16 protein-coding genes are annotated in these 15291 nt (G+C 67.3%); 10 read left to right on the top strand and 6 right to left on the bottom strand.

What is annotated here, in order from left to right; all coding sequences use genetic code 11:
* Nucleotides 1-47 precede the first annotated feature (47 nt).
* Nucleotides 48-248 carry a hypothetical protein gene (locus OHA70_RS23005; RefSeq protein ID WP_328320920.1) on the top strand — a complete coding sequence of 67 codons (201 nt, stop codon included), beginning with the start codon at nt 48-50 and terminating at the stop codon, nt 246-248.
* Nucleotides 249-285: 37 nt separating this feature from the next.
* Here OHA70_RS23005 and OHA70_RS23000 read toward each other — a convergent pair whose 3' ends face one another.
* Nucleotides 286-642 (bottom strand): hypothetical protein, encoded by a 357-nt coding sequence (locus OHA70_RS23000; RefSeq protein WP_328320918.1) that lies wholly within the window; start codon nt 640-642, stop codon nt 286-288.
* 264 nt (nt 643-906) lie between these two features.
* Between OHA70_RS23000 and OHA70_RS22995 the strand changes: the two genes are divergently transcribed.
* Nucleotides 907-1362 (top strand): hypothetical protein, encoded by a 456-nt coding sequence (locus OHA70_RS22995; protein ID WP_328320916.1) that lies wholly within the window; start codon nt 907-909, stop codon nt 1360-1362.
* Nucleotides 1363-1436: 74 nt separating this feature from the next.
* Here the strand turns inward: OHA70_RS22995 and OHA70_RS22990 are convergent, their stop codons facing one another.
* Nucleotides 1437-1976, bottom strand: coding sequence for a TetR/AcrR family transcriptional regulator (locus tag OHA70_RS22990; protein WP_328320914.1), 540 nt, complete (start codon nt 1974-1976; stop codon nt 1437-1439).
* Nucleotides 1977-2008: 32 nt separating this feature from the next.
* Here OHA70_RS22990 and OHA70_RS22985 point away from each other — a divergent pair, with 32 nt between their 5' ends.
* Nucleotides 2009-3001, top strand: a complete 993-nt coding sequence (locus OHA70_RS22985; protein WP_328320912.1) for a patatin-like phospholipase family protein — start codon at nt 2009-2011, stop codon at nt 2999-3001.
* Between the two features lie 23 nt (nt 3002-3024).
* Here OHA70_RS22985 and OHA70_RS22980 read toward each other — a convergent pair whose 3' ends face one another.
* Nucleotides 3025-3495 carry a MarR family winged helix-turn-helix transcriptional regulator gene (locus OHA70_RS22980; protein WP_328320910.1) on the bottom strand — a complete coding sequence of 157 codons (471 nt, stop codon included), beginning with the start codon at nt 3493-3495 and terminating at the stop codon, nt 3025-3027.
* Between the two features lie 81 nt (nt 3496-3576).
* Here OHA70_RS22980 and OHA70_RS22975 point away from each other — a divergent pair, with 81 nt between their 5' ends.
* Nucleotides 3577-4188, top strand: coding sequence for an NADPH-dependent F420 reductase (locus OHA70_RS22975; RefSeq protein ID WP_328320908.1), 612 nt, complete (start codon nt 3577-3579; stop codon nt 4186-4188).
* Nucleotides 4189-4207: 19 nt separating this feature from the next.
* Nucleotides 4208-4846 carry a malonic semialdehyde reductase gene (locus tag OHA70_RS22970; protein ID WP_328320906.1) on the top strand — a complete coding sequence of 213 codons (639 nt, stop codon included), beginning with the start codon at nt 4208-4210 and terminating at the stop codon, nt 4844-4846.
* A 15-nt stretch (nt 4847-4861) separates the two neighbouring features.
* Here the strand turns inward: OHA70_RS22970 and OHA70_RS22965 are convergent, their stop codons facing one another.
* Nucleotides 4862-5554: a TetR/AcrR family transcriptional regulator gene (locus tag OHA70_RS22965; RefSeq protein ID WP_328320904.1), complete on the bottom strand. Its 693-nt coding sequence runs from the start codon at nt 5552-5554 to the stop codon at nt 4862-4864.
* A 136-nt stretch (nt 5555-5690) separates the two neighbouring features.
* On the opposite strand from OHA70_RS22965, the gene OHA70_RS22960 reads away from it, so the two are divergent.
* The gene (locus OHA70_RS22960) at nt 5691-6347 is read left to right on the top strand and encodes an SDR family oxidoreductase (RefSeq protein ID WP_328320902.1); all 657 of its coding nucleotides are present in this window, start codon (nt 5691-5693) and stop codon (nt 6345-6347) included.
* A 43-nt stretch (nt 6348-6390) separates the two neighbouring features.
* Here OHA70_RS22960 and OHA70_RS22955 read toward each other — a convergent pair whose 3' ends face one another.
* Complete coding sequence (locus tag OHA70_RS22955) at nt 6391-7623, bottom strand: MFS transporter (protein ID WP_328320900.1); 1233 nt, start codon at nt 7621-7623, stop codon at nt 6391-6393.
* Nucleotides 7624-7716: 93 nt separating this feature from the next.
* Here OHA70_RS22955 and OHA70_RS22950 point away from each other — a divergent pair, with 93 nt between their 5' ends.
* Entirely contained in the window at nt 7717-8274 is a 558-nt protein-coding gene (locus OHA70_RS22950; protein ID WP_328320898.1) for a TetR/AcrR family transcriptional regulator, read from the top strand.
* Nucleotides 8275-8306: 32 nt separating this feature from the next.
* Here the strand turns inward: OHA70_RS22950 and OHA70_RS22945 are convergent, their stop codons facing one another.
* A complete protein-coding gene (locus OHA70_RS22945) occupies nt 8307-11312 on the bottom strand; it encodes an AfsR/SARP family transcriptional regulator (protein ID WP_328320896.1) in 3006 nt (1001 codons plus the stop codon).
* 174 nt (nt 11313-11486) lie between these two features.
* Here OHA70_RS22945 and OHA70_RS22940 point away from each other — a divergent pair, with 174 nt between their 5' ends.
* The 3 genes from OHA70_RS22940 to qcrB all read left to right on the top strand — a co-directional run bounded on the left by OHA70_RS22940 (nt 11487) and on the right by qcrB (nt 15290).
* On the top strand, nt 11487-12620 hold the full coding sequence (locus OHA70_RS22940; RefSeq protein ID WP_328320894.1) for a S1 family peptidase: 1134 nt from the start codon (nt 11487-11489) through the stop codon (nt 12618-12620).
* 133 nt (nt 12621-12753) lie between these two features.
* Nucleotides 12754-13614: a MerR family transcriptional regulator gene (locus tag OHA70_RS22935; protein ID WP_328320892.1), complete on the top strand. Its 861-nt coding sequence runs from the start codon at nt 12754-12756 to the stop codon at nt 13612-13614.
* 131 nt (nt 13615-13745) lie between these two features.
* Nucleotides 13746-15290, top strand: a complete 1545-nt coding sequence (qcrB, locus tag OHA70_RS22930) for a cytochrome bc1 complex cytochrome b subunit (RefSeq protein ID WP_328320890.1) — start codon at nt 13746-13748, stop codon at nt 15288-15290.
* Nucleotide 15291 lies beyond the last annotated feature (1 nt).

Raw genomic sequence — 15291 nt, 5'->3', positions numbered from 1 at the left:
TACCGCCACGACATCGGGCGTCGCGTCAAGGAAGAAGGTTGGTCGCCATGTACGTCGCAGTAGCGATCGTCAGCAACTGGCTCACAGCGGTGAGTCCAAGTCCGCTTCCCGCCGGAGACACCGACGGCGACGCCAACGACTGGACCGGGACACCGCTGGTACTGATCGGAGTCCTCGCCGTCGCCGTGGTCGTCGCGGGAGTCGTGATCGCCCGCTACCGCTCCCACCGGAACAGGACCCGATCATGAGCACGCGCGGGTACCGCAGGGCAACCAGGCTGCGGGTTCACGCCAGCGATCCGGACTGGGGCGAAGGCCAGATGCCCATGGTTGCCAAGGCTTCACAGATCATGGGGTCCGTTGCCGTGACTTCGAGCCGGCGACTTGCTGCCCAGCAACGCCTCTGAGCCATATCCATCAGTCGCCCGAGCACGTCGGGGTTCATCGGGTCGAACTCGGCCTCGATGGTCAGGACTATGCCCTTCGTACGCCGCTCGCACGCGTCCAGCAGCATCTCCCGCGCACTGGCAGCGGTCGCATCGGTCAGCACACCCCCGACGACGATTCGCACGAGGTCCGCATCGCACTCCCACCGCACCGACTCCCCACGCGCGTCTGCTCTGTCATACGCGTCCATCACCATCAGTGCCTCACTCCCGGCCGGTCAGCACGTACCGACTCGCGCACTGCCTGACGAGCGACTCACCCGGTACCCACCCGAGACGAGGACTCAAACCTCCGCCCCCACGCCGTTTCCCAATCCAGCCAACGCAAGCCCAGCCAGCAACGAACTAATGGTCGCGGTGACGCCGAACGATCCGGTCGAGTAGCGCGTTCGCGGCGCCGGGGTGGTGGTCCCCCCTTCGAAATCGTCGCCGGGACGATTCGAATTGGGTACCTCGGGTGCATGAGTCAGTTCGGTGAAGTGCACGGGGTTCCGGTGGCGGAAGGGCATGAGCGCCCGGCGGGGGTTGACGATCTGACCGTCGAAGCCGTCGGCAAGCTCACGGAGGCGTTGGAGACGGTGATCCGGGCACGGGGTCAGCTTTATGCCTTCCATCAACTGACCGGGTCCGCGGATCTGCAACTGGACAAGGCGGTCGAGTTCCTGCGCACGGCCGGCCACACCGCGCTCGCCGATCGGATCAGTACCGAGCTGATCGGCCGCAACGTGATCTCCGGCCGGTGGACCTTCCAGCTGGTCGAGGAGTACGACGACAACTACTACGACCTGTTCACCCAGCTCGAGAAGACGGCCCGCGACCAGCTCACCGGCGGCCGGCGACACCTCGCCGAAGCCGAGATGAAGCAACGGCGGGTCAGCCCAGATCAGCCCGGCCACGAAATCGACCCCGGCGAGTAGCAGCACCACTCAGCTCGGCGGAAACCGCTCCGCTTTCAGCAGGCGGGCAAGGTGAGCCGTGCTGCTGATCGGCCTTACGAGTCGCGCGACAGGTATGCGGTCCAGCCGCGCGCGGCCTGCAGCAACGCTTCGTGGGAGGCGTCGTCGAAGGCGCGCAACTTCAGGAAGTGTTGCGTGATCGTCAGGCCGAGGATGCCGCTCACGGTGATCAGGGCGCGCAAGTGTGCGTCGTCGCCGTCCAAGGATCTGGCGAGGTTGTCGACGCGTTCGTCGAGGTATGCCCGCATCGAGTCGGCGGCTTCCGGCACCGTGAGCATGGACTGGACCAGTGCGCTCGTCTCCGGGGGCAGTTCGCGCAGTCGGTTGGCCAGTACCTCCAGGAGGTGCTCGGCGGCGCTTTCCGCGTCGTCGCTGGGCAGCTGAACAGCAGTGGTGAAGAGGGCCGCCTTCGAGCCGTAGTGCTGCATCACCAGCGAGGCATCCACTCCCGCGACTGCGGCGATGCCCCGGATCGTCGCGCCGTCAAAACCCCGGGTCGCGAATTCCTGCCTGGCGGCAGCAAGGATCCGCTGTGCGGTACGGGCGCGTTTGGCGTCACGGGAGGTCTCGTTCACAACTTCACTCTACAGCGTTGAGCGACTCGTGTATGGTTTCACTCAACAGCGTTGAGCAGAAGGTTTACACGGGCCGGAAGGCCCGCCGTGGTTTTGATCGCTCTTCGGTATCGACCTCGCATCATGAAGGAACAGCAATGACCTCTCAGCGAAATGGTTCACCCACGCGCACGGTCGTTCTCGGCGGCGGCGGAACCGTCGGTGTCGCTTGGCAGACGGGTCTGCTCACCGGGCTGCGCGACGCCGGCGTCGATTTGGCAGGAGCCTCGGCAATCGTGGGAACCTCCGCGGGATCCCTGGTCGGCGCGCTGCTGTCCAGCGGTCGCGACGTGACCGATGCGCTCGCCGTGCTGGCGGCAGTGGGGCAGAAACTCGACTTCGACAGCCTGACGGCAGGCTCTGAAAACTTCCTCAACGCGTCGCGCCAAGCCAGCCTCGCCGCCGACCCGCGACAAGCGCTGCGAGCAATCGGCTCCGCAGCACAGGAAGCGACGACCACCCTCGACGAAGGCGACTACCTCGGCCTGCTCGAAATACTCGACGGCGTCGCCTGGCCCGCCGGTTTCCGATGCACGGCGATTGACACCGGCACCGGCGAGCTTGTCGTGTGGGGCGAAGAATCCCGTGTGCCGCTGCTGCACGCGGTTGCCGCTAGTTGCGTCGTACCGATGCTGTTCCCCACCGTCACCATCAACGGAAACCGCTACATGGACGGCGGTCTGGTCAGCCACCTGAACGCCACAGCGGCGCCACCGAGCGACGTTCTCGTGGTCGTCTCATGTCTGCCTCTCGGGGCCCAGGAAGGCGGAGCCGACAGCAATCGATCCGCTTCGACCATCAGAGCGGACGCCGAGGTCGCCCAACTGCGCGAAACCACTCGACTGGTAGCCGTGGAGCCCGATTTCAGCGACCTCGAGACGCCGGTCAAAATGCTTGACCCGGAGACCGCCGGCCGGGCTCTCCACATCGGCAAGCGCCAGGCGGAACGCGAAGTGGCAGCAATCCGGGCCGCCTGGGACTTCTGACAGGACAGGTCTGGCCTCTGACCTCAGTCCTCGGCGCCGAGCTCTTCGAGCCGCTTCCGCACCTTGTCTCCGATGGCAGTGAGGGTCTCGAGCTCCTCGGCCGTGAGGTGGTCGATGACCGCGGCGCGGACCTCTGCGACGTGCAGCGGAGCGGCCGCCTCGATCAGCGCACGGCCCTGCGGTGAGATCACGATGACCGCGCCACGCTGATCGGTGAGACAGCGCTCGCGCGCCACCAGGCCGCGCTTCTCCATCCGGCTCAAGTGCTGCGAGAGCCGGCTCTTCTCCCAGTGCAGCAATCGGCCCAACTCGAACGGACGCAGCCCGCCGTCGACTGCCTCGGACAGGTGCGCCAGGACCTGGTAGTCCGGCGTCGACAGGCTGGATCGGGTCCGCAGTTGCCGGTCGAGGTACTCGGCCAGACCTTCCTGCATCGCCATCAGGCTCCGCCAGGCCCGATCCTCCCGCTCGTCCAGCCACCGTGTCGTCGTCACGAGACGATCGTACACAACTTGGTTGACATGTGAACTACTCGTGCTACGTTTAGTTCACATGTTAACTACATGGAGGAGATCATGGCTGCTGTACCGCGGTACTCGATCGTCGGCAGCGGGAACGTCGGCTCGGCGCTGGCCCGGCTCTTCGCCCGGGCGGGTATCGAGGTGAGCATCACGAACACCCGCGGGCCGGAGTCGCTCCGTGAACTCACCGACGAGCTCGGCGCGGGCGTCCACGCCGTGCCGCTCGACCAGGCACTGGCGAGCGACGTCGTCCTGATGGCGATCCCGTTCCCGGCGATCGCGGAGTTCGGCCGCTCGCTGCCGGACTGGACCGGCAAGACCGTCGTCGACGCGACCAACGCGCACTACGCATCCGACGCCGAGCACATCCTCGGCGGCCTGCTGTCGTCCCAGTACGTCGCAGCACAGCTGTCCGGCGCGACGGTGGTCAAGGCCTTCAACCAGCTGCCGGCCAACGTCCTGTCCGAAGCGCTCGACCCCACCGTCGGGCGGCGCGTCGTCTTCGTCGCCTCCGACGATCAAGAGGCCGGCGAACGCATCGCGAAGCTCGTCGACTCTCTCGGCCTGTCGCCGGTCGAACTGGGACGCCTGGCCGAAGGAGGCCGGCTGATCGAGGCCCCCAACGCGCTCGTGCTGCGAAACCTGGTCGAGCGCCCACTTTCCTGACGTCGAAAGGCAATGAACGATGAACCCCAAGGACTACACGGACTACACGGATCCGGACGAGCTTCGGCTCGGCCGGCTGGACGAGCAGGCCAAACGCGTCCTGTTCACCGAAGCCCGGACCGCGAACACCTTCGCGGACACACCGGTGCCGGACGCGGAGCTGCGCGACATCTGGGAGCTGGCCAAGTGGGGTCCCACCTCGGCGAACACCCAGCCCCTGCGCGTGCTCTATGTGCATCCGGGTGAAGCGCGGGACCGGCTGGTCAAGCACATGAACGAAGGCAACCAAGCCAAGACCGCGTCCGCGCCGGCGGTGGCCGTCCTCGCGACCGACACCCGGTTCCACGAGCACATCCCGGCGGTGCTGCCGTTCCGGCCGGAGCTGAAGGACACCTTCGCGGCGAACGCGGAGCTGCGCACCGAGGCCGCGAAGTTCAACGCGATCCTGCAGGCCGGCTACTTCATCCTGTCGGTCCGCGCGCACGGCCTGGCCGCCGGCCCGATGGGCGGGTTCGACGCCGCCGGGATGGACAGCGAGTTCTTTCCCGACGGTCGGCTGCACTCGATCCTGGTCGTGAATATCGGACACCCGGGCAAAGCCCCCTGGCTCCCCCGTCTGCCCCGGCTGTCGCACGACGACGTACTGCAGTGGGCGTGACAGAGCAACGATCGATCAGCCTCGGCGGCTGGTGCTTCCAAGTTGGAGCGTTGCCTGGTACAGGGCGGCTGGTGTCGGTGCTGGTGGTAGTTCTGCGTTCTGAGCTGCGGAGCCGGAAGCGGCGAAGGCCTGGAGCATGTAGGCGACCAGACGCCGCCAGGCATCCGGGGCGGCTTGGCCGGTGGCGCCGACGACGCCGGCGTTGGCCATGAGCAGGATCGCCAAGTCCTGGTGAGTGAAATCGGCGCGCAGGTGTCCTGCGGCCTTGGCACGATCAATCAGCTGGATCGACCTCTCCAGCGCGCGGGCGTGTTTGACCTGCAGCGCTTCGGCGGCGGGGAAGGTCATTGTCAGAAGGTCTGCGACCCCGCGATCGGCGGCCTGCATCCCACAGATGGCTTCGACGAAGCCGGCGAAACCGTTCCACGGGTCGGGATCGGCCAGGCCCCTGTCGGCAGCCTCCACATACGCGTCCATGCGGTCGGCGAAGACGGCGTCGATGAGGTCCTCGCGGGCGGGGAACCGGCGGAACAAGGTGGCGATGCCCACCCCCGCGCGACGGGCGACCTCGGCCATCGAGACCTCCAGGCCGGCTTCGGCGTACGCCTGGCGGGCCGCGGCCACGATGCGCTCACGGTTGCGCTCCGCATCACGGCGCAACGGCCCGGCCTCATTGACCTGGACAGAGGCGGCACCGTCAGCGGACATGCCCCCACCCTACGCCGAACTGGATAGGCCTATCCAGTTGATGTATGGTCGAGAGAGAACTGGAAAGGCTCTTCCACTTCTGATCTAGCTGCCCTGGCGAGCTCGCCGTCACGTCAACTGAGGAGAACCACCGAACATGCCTGTCATTGCCATCGTCGGCGCCGGCCCCGGCATGGGGCTGTCCATCGCCAAGCTGTTCGGCGGCCACGGCTTCGAGGTCGCCCTCGTCGCCCGCGACGCCGCCAAGCTCGACACGCTCGTGACCGACCTCAAATCCCATGGAGTAAGCGCCGCGGCGTTCACCGCCGACGTAACCGACCGGCCCTCGCTGGTGGCTGCCTTCGAACAGATCACCAAGGTCTTCGGCCCGGTCGACGTCCTGGAGTACTCACCCGCGACCCGCGAGCTCGACATGGCCGGACCGCTCGACGTCACGCCGGACAACCTCCAGCCACAGATCGAGTACTACCTGTACGGCGCGGTCACGGCGGCCGCCCAAGTGCTGCCGGCCATGCGCGAGGCCGGCACCGGCACTCTGCTGTTCACCACGGGCGGCGGCTCGATCAATCCGCATCCGGCGATGGGCAACGTCAACGCCGCCGCGGCCGCGCTGCGCAGCTGGGTGCTCAACCTCCACCAGGTCCTGGACGGCAGCGGCGTCTACGCGGCGCACCTGGCCATCAGCGCCTGGATCGGCTCCGGCCCTCCCGAAGCGGAACCCGACGCCATCGCCGCCACCTACTGGGACCTCTACCAAAGCCGAGACCGCGCCGAAGTCAACTACATCGCCTGACCACGGCCAGATCAACGCCCTCAGCCCTACAGACTCAACTGGTTCAGTGGAGCTTGGTTGACTGGATGCCCTGATCCGTCAGTGGCTCGTTCTCGCTGAACTGGCGGTGGGCGCGGATGATTCCGGCGGCTGTCGCGATCAGGATCAGGGCGACTTCCAGGGCGCCGTACGCGACGGCTGTCGGTTCGAGGCCGAAGCGTTCGGCGGCTAGCCCGGCGGCCAGTGCGGGCACGCTGAAGGCGATGTAGCTGACGATGTACATGGTCGCGAACACCTCCCCGCGCCGGCCGTCCGGCGCCGCGTCGCCGAGTGCTTGGACGGCGAAGTGGAACGTCGCGCCGAAGCCCAGTCCGGCGACTGCCGATCCGGCCACGTAGATCGGCAACGTAGTCAGCAGCATCGCCGCGATCGTGATCAGAACGCCGAGGGCGAGTGTTCCGTACCCGAGCCACTCGCGCCAACGCGTCGAGACTGACGAGACCACGGTGCCGACCGCGCCGGCGGCGAAGAACACTCCGAGCACGATGCCGACGACGAAATGACTGTGCACCTCGAGGACGTGGCCGAGCACGGACGACCCGAGCGACAGGTACAACCCGGCGAGCGCCCACGTCGCGGCCATCGAAGGAACCAGGGCGAAGAAGACCGGCCGCACGGCCGGCGGAAGCCCGGCGCTCGGCCGCAGCGACCGCCAGAGCGACTCCCGCGCGGCCGGCTTCGGACGGGCGCCCTCAGGGATCAGCCAGACGAGCGCTGCGAGCACCAGGTAGACCCCGCCGAGGATCCAGAAGACGAGTTGGCGAGGCAGCGGCGCGAACTCCACCAGGGCACCGGCGAGGACGGCTCCGATCACGATGCCCAGGGACGGTACCGCGCTGCTGACGACCGAACCGAACCGTGAGTTCGGCGCCGAGTCCATGATCATGGCCGTCGTCGTACCGGTGGCAGCGCCGACGGCAAGGCCCTGCACGATGCGCGCGACCACGAGGCCACCGGTACCTCCGGCGATCGCGAACAGCACCATGCCCAGCGCGAGCAGCACCAGCGCTCCGGACGCGACCGGGCGACGACCGACCCGGTCGGAGAGCGAGCCGACGGTCAGCAAGGCGCCGAGCAACGCGAAAACGTAGACGGCGAAGACGACCGTCAGCACGAACGCGGAGAACCCCCACAGACGCTGGTAGACGGGATAGAGCGGCGACGGTGCCGACGCGGCGGTCAGTGTCGCGGCGCCGGCGGCCCCGGCGACGACGAACGAGACTGAGCGACTGAACACGGGAAACCTCCATCCAAAAGCAATGATCTTTGCTCTAAGGACACTAGCGCCCGGATCTTCGTAAAAGCAAACTTCTTTGCTTAGAATGGCGGCATGCCTGACCGACCGAGTCGCCCTGGCGGGCGGAGCAACCGGGTGCTGACCGCGATCTACACCGCCGTCGGCGAGCTCGTCGGCCAGGGCGCCGACAAGATCAGCTTTCCGGTCATCGCCGAGCGCGCCGGGGTCAACCCGACGACGCTCTACCGGCGCTGGCCCGACGTCCACGCACTGCTCGAGGACGTCGCCGTCGCAGCCCTGACGCGGGACGGCGAGTCCGTACCCGACACCGGATCCCTCGAGCAGGACCTGACGGAGTGGGCGACCATCATCGCCGGCGACATCACCCGTCCCGAGCGAGCCCGCTACCTGCGCGCGATGGTGGCGGCCCGCGCCGACCTCGTCGCGAACTGCGCGGTCACCGACGCCCGCCGGGAGCAGGCAGCGGAGATGGTGCGGCGCGCCACCGAACGCGGCGAGAAGACACCGACCATCCCGCAGATCCTCGACCACATCGTCGCGCCGCTGTACTACAACGTCATCTTCGCCCTGCCGCTCGACGACGACCACCCCCGTCGCCTGGTCCGCGACGTACTCGCAATGGCCCGCTGAGCCCGTCCGGCACGACCCGGCGAACCCGCGTCCTAGCCGGTTGCCTGCTGGGTTTTGCGGCGGCGTCGGTGGATCCTCGTCGAGGTCGCGCGGGCCTCTCCTTCGAGCAGGCGGTAGCCGCAGCGGGCCGCGAGGGTCAGGGCGCGTTCGGCGTGGTGAGCGGCTTGATCGAGGTCGCCGAGCTGGAGCGCGGCGGTCGCCAGCCCGATCATGGCTTGGGTCTGGGTCCGCGGCACGGTGGTCCGCTCGGCGAGCTCGTGCGCACGGGTGTTGTGCCGGTATGCCTCCCGCGGATCAGCCACCGCCGAGGCCAGCAGGTTGAGGGCGAGCGCCTCGGTCCGCGGATCACCGCCGTCGCGCGCCAGCGCCAGTGCCGCATGGGCATGATCGCAACCCTCAGCGGTCTGCCCCAGGTCCCGGGCCACCTCGCCGAGTCCGATGTGGACGATGGCCTGTCCGTCGCGATCGCCGATCTCGGTGCAGTGCAGCATGGCCTCGGTGAACCGGCCGATCGCGTCCTTGTCCCGGCCTGCTTCGCGGTACGCCTGCGCGAGACCCGTCAAGGCGAGGGCCTGACCGTGCCGACTGCCCGAGCGGCGATTCAGCTCGAGCGCCTCGTCGAAGCAATCGACGGCAGCGCCCAAGGTCCCCTGATCCAGGTAGACGGCACCGAGGTTGCCGAGGTTGTTGGCCAGGCCCGCGGTCCGGCCGATACGCCGATCGAGCTCAATGGCGAGGGTGAGCCGGCCGATGGCTGCCTTCAACCGCCCTTGAGCTTGGTACACGATGCCCAGGTTGCCGAGGGCTGTCGCCTCAGCCTCTTGCCAGCCGCAGAGTCGTGCGAGTCGCAGGGCCTCGTCATAGTGGTGCAACGCGGTCGGCGAATCTCCCAGGCAGCGGTAGGCCGTCCCGAGACTGTGCCGCGCCGCGGCCTGGGCTCGGACGTCGCCGAGAGCAGTGGCGGTCTTCAGTGCGGACTCGCCGACGACGAGCCAGTCCGACGAGTGCCGCCGTAGGTGGAAGTAGCCACGCAGGGCATCGGCCAGCAGGCAGGCCGTTTCCGGTACGGCGGCGTGCCGTACGGCGGCGACCAGGTTTGCGCGTTCGGTGTCGAGCCAAGCCAGCGCCGCCGCGTGGTCCGCGAAGATGGTTTCACCTGCGGTCCGCGACAGGCAGAGCATGTGCGGGTACAGCAGATCCGCTGCAGCGGCGACAGCCTCGAAGCACCAGTCGTACAGGCGTCGAGTTGCCGCTCCGCGGTCCTCGTCCGAATCCTGTACCGCCAAGCGGTCGGCGGCATAGGCGCGCAGCAGATCGTGCCAGGCGTAGTGGCCGGGGGCTCGCTCGGCAAGCAAGTGGGCCGAGACCAGGCGGTCGACCAGAACCCGCGCGTCGCCGGCGTCGAGTGCGCCGACGGCCGCAGCGGCCGGGACGCTGAGGTCGAGGCCGGGGACCAGGCTGAGAAGCCGGAAGAGGCGGCGAGCTGTGAGTGGCAGGGCTTCGTACGACGCGTCGAGTGCGGCTGCCACCCCTTGCTCGGGATCACCGTCAACGGTGAGCATCCGCAGGCTGTCGACCTGCAACTCGGTCAAGTAGTCGGCGATGCGTCGCTGCGGTTGCCAGGACAAGTTCGCAGCAGCGATGCGCAACGCCAGCGGCAGGAAGGCACAAGCCCTGGCGAGCTCAACAGTGGCGGCTGACTCGGCGATCACTCTGGCCTCTCCGAGCACATGCGCGAGCAGTTGGTACGCCTCCGCCTCAGTAAGTGCGCTCAGAGGTACCGGCAGGGCTCCTTCGCGGGCGGCGAGACCACCCAGCCGATCCCGGCTTGTGATCAGAACCAGACTCCCTGACTCTCCCGGCAGCAACGGACGTACCTGGTCCGCGGTGTGAGCGTTGTCCAGCAGAACCAGCATCCTGCGGCCTGTCATCAACGTCCGATAGAGGGCGGCGGCCTGGTCGTCTCGCACCGGGATCTGATCGCCCGGGACACCGAGAGCCGCCAGGAATCCGGTCAGCGCATCGATCGGCCGCACGGCCGGCCCGGCATCGTAGCCGCGCAGGTCGGCGAAGAGCTGGCCGTCGGGAAACCGGTCACGAACCCGGTTGGCCCACTGCAGGGCCAGGGTGGTCTTGCCGACCCCCGCAGTACCGGCGATGGTGCCGATAGCCAGACTGCCCCGGTCTGAGGCAAGCAGAGTGTCCAGCCGGTCGAGGTCAACTCGCCGACCGGTGAAGGTGGCGCCCGGAGCGGGTAGCTGGGCAGGTACCGGCCGACCCGCTAGCTCCAGTGACTCTGGCGGCCGCAGCAATGCGGGGTCCTGGCGGAGGATCGCTGTCGCCAATTCGCGCAGGTCCGGGCTGGGTTGGATGCCCAGCTCGTCGGCGAGGGTCGTTCGCAGTCGCTGGTACGCCGCGAGCGCATCGGCCTGCCGTCCCGCGCGGTACAGCGCGAGGATCAGATGGCCGTGCATCTGCTCGTCGAAGGGGTTGTCTCGCAGATGCTGCTCCAGCTCGGGCATCAGCCGCGCATGCTCGCCCAGCGCGAAACGCGTTTCCAGCAAGGCGTGCCCGACCCGTGCACGCAAGTGCTGAAGCCGACCGGCGTGCTCCTCGAGCCAAGGCAGACCGGCGACATCTGCCAGCGCGGGGCCTCGCCACAGCTCCACAGTCGCGCGCAGATCCCGGACACGATCGCTGAGCTGTGAGGTGCCCATGGCCTGATCGAAGAGTCGCTCGGCAAGCTCGACATCGGTCTCGGCGCCGTCCGCGTCGAAGATGTAGCCAGGCCGGCGGAATTGGATCACGCCCCGGTCCCCCAGCAGGTCGCGCAGATAGGACACGTGACTCTGCAGAGTATTGACTGCGGTCGAGGGCGCGTCCTTGTTCCACACGATGCTCACGAGCAGGTCTTTGTCGACCACGGCCCCACGCTGCAAGGCCAACGCTGCCAGCAGCGCGCGCCGCCGCAGGCCTGGTACCGGTACCACCACACCGTCGAGAACGACGTCGATTGTTCCGAGCAGCCGAATCAGCATCGCCCGCCCCCTCCCCCGGAATCAGCCTAACGGACACCGGGCCTTGGACACAGAGGGTTTCCGGACAAGGGCCGATCGCGTTTCAGCGTCGCTTCAGCGCGGCTTCAGGCCCTGTCGCGAGCCTGATCCAGACGATGGCAGGGGGCTGTCGCACAGTGAGAGCGAGGCACCACGATGCAGGGCGACTATTCCATCCCGTACATCCGTCTTCGGCGAAAGCTGGCAGGCGGGCTGGCCATTGCTGTGATGGCTGCCCTGGCGGCCATCACGCCAGGCGCGCAGGCTGCAACGCCGGAACCGGTCGCGTCGATCGGCCAGCAGGACGTGGCCAAGCTCGCGACCACGCTCGATAAGAGCCTGGGAGACCGAAGCGCCGGCTCATATCTCGACCAGGCGACAGGCAAGCTCGTCGTCACCATCACCGACGGCTCCGCCGCCCAGAGCGTACGGGCCGCCGGAGCGATCCCGCGCCTGGTCGCTCATAGCCGCACCGACCTGACGAGAGCGACCGAACAGCTCGACCGCTCAGCCCGGATCGCCGGCACAGCTTGGGGGGTCGACCCGGCTACCAACCAGGTGCTGGTCTCGGTGGACGAGTCCGTCAACGGACCCGCTCTGGCCAAGCTCAAGTCCGTTGCCGGCAAGCTGGGTACGGTCGTCAGGGTCGAAGCTGTCAAGGGAAGGTTCAGCACGCTGGCCACCCCTGTCATGAAGAACGGCACGGCTATCTACACCGGCCTTGGCCGCTGCTCGCTCGGCTTCAACGTCCTCGACGCGAACTTGGACCACTACTTCCTCACCGCCGGGCATTGCACGGCCCTTGGCTCGACCTGGTACGCCGATCAAGCCAGGACCAGCTTTCTCGGCAGCGGTGCGGGGGGATTCTTCGGCCTGCAAGGCGACTTCGGTTTCGTTCACTACGAGGGTGCCGGAATCGTGGTCCTCCGCACGGTGGCCGGCACCGACCTGACCGTCACCGGCTGGGGCGACGCCGTAGTCGGCCAGTCGGTGAAGCGGAGTGGCAGCACGACCGGCGTGCACGGTGGCACGGTCACCTCACTCAACGAAACCGTGAACTACCACGACGGAACACCCAGTGGAACAACTGTCGGAGGGCTGATCAAAACGACGGTCTGCGCCGAGCCCGGCGACAGCGGTGGCCCGCTGTACAAACTCAGTACACCGGGGGCGGCCGAAGGGCTCGGGCTCACCTCCGGCGGCAGCGGCAACTGCTCGGCCGGTGGCACCACGTTCTTCCAGCCGATCGGACCGATCATGATCGGCTACGCCATGCAGATGTGGCATTGAGTTAACAGCTCGCCCTGAACCATCCGTGGGACGGCCCCACCAGGCCGTCCCACGGATGCACGCAGCGCACCGCTGTCAAAGACGAAGTTCGGCAATTGTGGGCGGTCGGCCTGGGGCGTGTCATCGTTGGGGGATGAGCGAGCGGGCCGTCGAACTCAGCCATGCCGTGTGGCCGGTGGGGCAGGTGGCGGCGGTGCTTGGGGTTTCGGCGTTGACGCTGCGTAGCTGGGAGCGGCGGTACGGGATCGCGCCGTCGCTGCGTACTGCGGGTCGGCATCGGCGGTACTCGCAGGCGGATCTGGATCGGCTGCGCCGGATGCAGGCCTTGATCCAGCAAGGAATGGCGCCGGCGGACGCTGCCCGGCTGAGCCAACTGGGCCAAGGGCAACAACTCCCAGGGTTGGAAGCTGTCCTGCGCGAGGCGGAGGGGCTGCACGTGGCAACGCTGGCGCGTCTCCTGGATGCGTCGCTCGCACGATCGGGCGTAAGCCGGACCTGGTCGGACCTGGTGGTACCGGCCTTTCGGTCGCTCGAGCAGCGATTCGCCCGCCTGGGCGACTGCACCGACATCGAGCTGGTGCTGGGCCGAGCGGTCGAAGACGCCATCGAGCGTTACGTGAGCGGACGCAAGCTGCGGATGGAGGGCCGCGATCCGGTCTTACTGGTGTGCTGCCCGGAGGAGCGGCACACCCTTCCTCTCGCGGCATTGCACGCAGTTCTCCTGGAGCGCTCACAGCCTGCCTTGATCCTGGGGCCGGACGCTGATCACACAGCGGTGGTGGCAGCAGCCGACCGGCTGTCGCCGCGGGTGGTGGTGTTGTGGTCGGTACGCCGGCAGCCCGGCCAGGCTCGCCTGCGCTCCCAACTGTCAGCCCGTGGTCACCGCGTCGACGCGGCCGGGCCAGGGTGGCCGAGATCTGTTCGCACCTTCTCCGGCCTGGACCAGGCCGCTGACGCGCTGACCGTCACCCGGCCGGTCGCAGGCCGGCGCTGAGCCACCGCCGGCACTGATCCGCTGCCGCCAAAACCGTCCAGAACTTATGCACGGCAGGCGTGGAGCTTTACAGCCACGCCCCACAGTGCATCAATTATGCATAAGTTTCACGGCAGCCAACGAGGTGACGGATGGCTCAACAGGAATTGCCCGGTCCGGTGCGCTGGATCGATGACCGGGTAGGGATCGCCAAGATCGGTCGCAAGAACCTGCGCAAGGTTTTCCCCGACCACTGGTCCTTCATGCTGGGCGAGATCGCCCTGTACAGCTTCATCATCCTGATCCTCACCGGCATCTTCCTCACGCTGTGGTTCAAACCGTCGATGGCCGACGTCGAGTACCAGGGCTCGTACAGCCTGCTCAAAGGCCTGCACATGTCCGAGGCCTACGAATCGACACTGCGGATCTCCTTCGACATCCGCGGCGGTCTGCTGATGCGGCAGATCCACCACTGGGCCGCGGTGCTCTTCGTCGCCTCGATGAGCATCCACCTGCTCCGCATCTTCTTCACCGGCGCGTTCCGCAAGCCGCGCGAGCTCAACTGGCTGATCGGCATCGTCATGCTGTTCCTCGGCATCATCGAGGGCTTCATCGGCTACGGCCTGCCGGACGACCTGTTGTCCGGTACCGGCCTGCGCATCACCGAAGGCCTCGTCCTCGCCTCGCCGGTGATCGGTACGTACCTGTCGTTCTTCATCTTCGGTGGGCAGTTCCCCGGCGACGACTTCGTCTCCCGCTTCTACACCGTGCACGTACTACTGATCCCCGGCATCTTGCTCGGGTTGATCACCGTGCACCTGTTCCTGGTCGTCTACCACAAACACACCCAGTACCCCGGTCCCGGCCGCACCGAGAAGAACGTCGTCGGCTACCCACTAATGCCGGTCTACATGGCGAAGGCCGGCGGCTTTTTCTTCGTCGTGTTCGGGGTGCTCGCGATGATGGGCGCGCTGCTGCAGATCAACCCGGTCTGGCTGTACGGCCCGTACAACCCGGCCGAGGTCACCGCCGGATCCCAGCCTGACTGGTACATGGCCTGGCTCGACGGAGCCGTCCGTCTGATGCCTGGCGTCGAGTCGCACTTCTGGGGAATCACGATCAGCTGGAACATCGTCGTACCGGCGTTGCTGATGCCACCGCTGTTCATCGGATTCGTTGCCTTGTACCCCTTCCTGGAAGCGTTCATCACCGGAGACAAACGCGAGCACCACCTCCTCGACCGGCCCCGCAACCGGCCGACCCGGACAGGCATCGGCGTCGCCATCATCACCTTCTACGGCGTGCTGTGGCTCAACAGCGGCAACGACCTCGTCGCGACCCACTTCCACCTGTCCATCAACACGATCACCTGGGTCTGCCGCGTACTGATCTTCCTCGGCCCAGCGATCGCCTTCTGGATCACCCGCCGGATCGCGCTGTCGTTGCAGCGCGCTGATCGCGAGCGCGTCATCCACGGACTCGAGACCGGAGTGATCCTGCGGCTACCCGACGGCGGGTACGTCGAGAAGCACACCCCGATCTCCGTGTACGAGGCCTACGCGCTGACCGCCCACGAGCAGCGCGAGCCCTACGAACTGCCGCCGGCGACGGACGACAACGGCGTACCGGCTCCGCATCGACGACGCGACCGGATCCGGGCCGCGCTGTCGAAATTCGACGACGGCGGCGAGGACTGAC

The sequence above is a fragment of the Kribbella sp. NBC_00382 genome (assembly GCF_036067295.1).
Classification (GTDB): Bacteria; Actinomycetota; Actinomycetes; order Propionibacteriales; family Kribbellaceae; genus Kribbella.
Note: the sequence above shows the minus strand (reverse complement) of the source record. Positions and strands in the feature narration are given on the sequence as shown.

What these genes read in the sequence shown, in the direction of transcription:
- OHA70_RS23005 (WP_328320920.1), top strand. Translation starts at nt 48, where the DNA reads ATGTACGTCGCAGTAGCGATCGTCAGCAACTGGCTCACAGCGGTGAGT.
- OHA70_RS23000 (WP_328320918.1), bottom strand. Translation starts at nt 642, where the DNA reads ATGGTGATGGACGCGTATGACAGAGCAGACGCGCGTGGGGAGTCGGTG.
- OHA70_RS22995 (WP_328320916.1), top strand. Translation starts at nt 907, where the DNA reads ATGAGTCAGTTCGGTGAAGTGCACGGGGTTCCGGTGGCGGAAGGGCAT.
- OHA70_RS22985 (WP_328320912.1), top strand. Translation starts at nt 2,009, where the DNA reads ATGGTTTCACTCAACAGCGTTGAGCAGAAGGTTTACACGGGCCGGAAG.
- OHA70_RS22975 (WP_328320908.1), top strand. Translation starts at nt 3,577, where the DNA reads ATGGCTGCTGTACCGCGGTACTCGATCGTCGGCAGCGGGAACGTCGGC.
- OHA70_RS22970 (WP_328320906.1), top strand. Translation starts at nt 4,208, where the DNA reads ATGAACCCCAAGGACTACACGGACTACACGGATCCGGACGAGCTTCGG.
- OHA70_RS22965 (WP_328320904.1), bottom strand. Translation starts at nt 5,554, where the DNA reads ATGTCCGCTGACGGTGCCGCCTCTGTCCAGGTCAATGAGGCCGGGCCG.
- OHA70_RS22960 (WP_328320902.1), top strand. Translation starts at nt 5,691, where the DNA reads ATGCCTGTCATTGCCATCGTCGGCGCCGGCCCCGGCATGGGGCTGTCC.
- OHA70_RS22950 (WP_328320898.1), top strand. Translation starts at nt 7,717, where the DNA reads ATGCCTGACCGACCGAGTCGCCCTGGCGGGCGGAGCAACCGGGTGCTG.
- OHA70_RS22945 (WP_328320896.1), bottom strand. Translation starts at nt 11,312, where the DNA reads ATGCTGATTCGGCTGCTCGGAACAATCGACGTCGTTCTCGACGGTGTG.
- OHA70_RS22940 (WP_328320894.1), top strand. Translation starts at nt 11,487, where the DNA reads ATGCAGGGCGACTATTCCATCCCGTACATCCGTCTTCGGCGAAAGCTG.
- OHA70_RS22935 (WP_328320892.1), top strand. Translation starts at nt 12,754, where the DNA reads ATGAGCGAGCGGGCCGTCGAACTCAGCCATGCCGTGTGGCCGGTGGGG.
- qcrB (WP_328320890.1), top strand. Translation starts at nt 13,746, where the DNA reads ATGGCTCAACAGGAATTGCCCGGTCCGGTGCGCTGGATCGATGACCGG.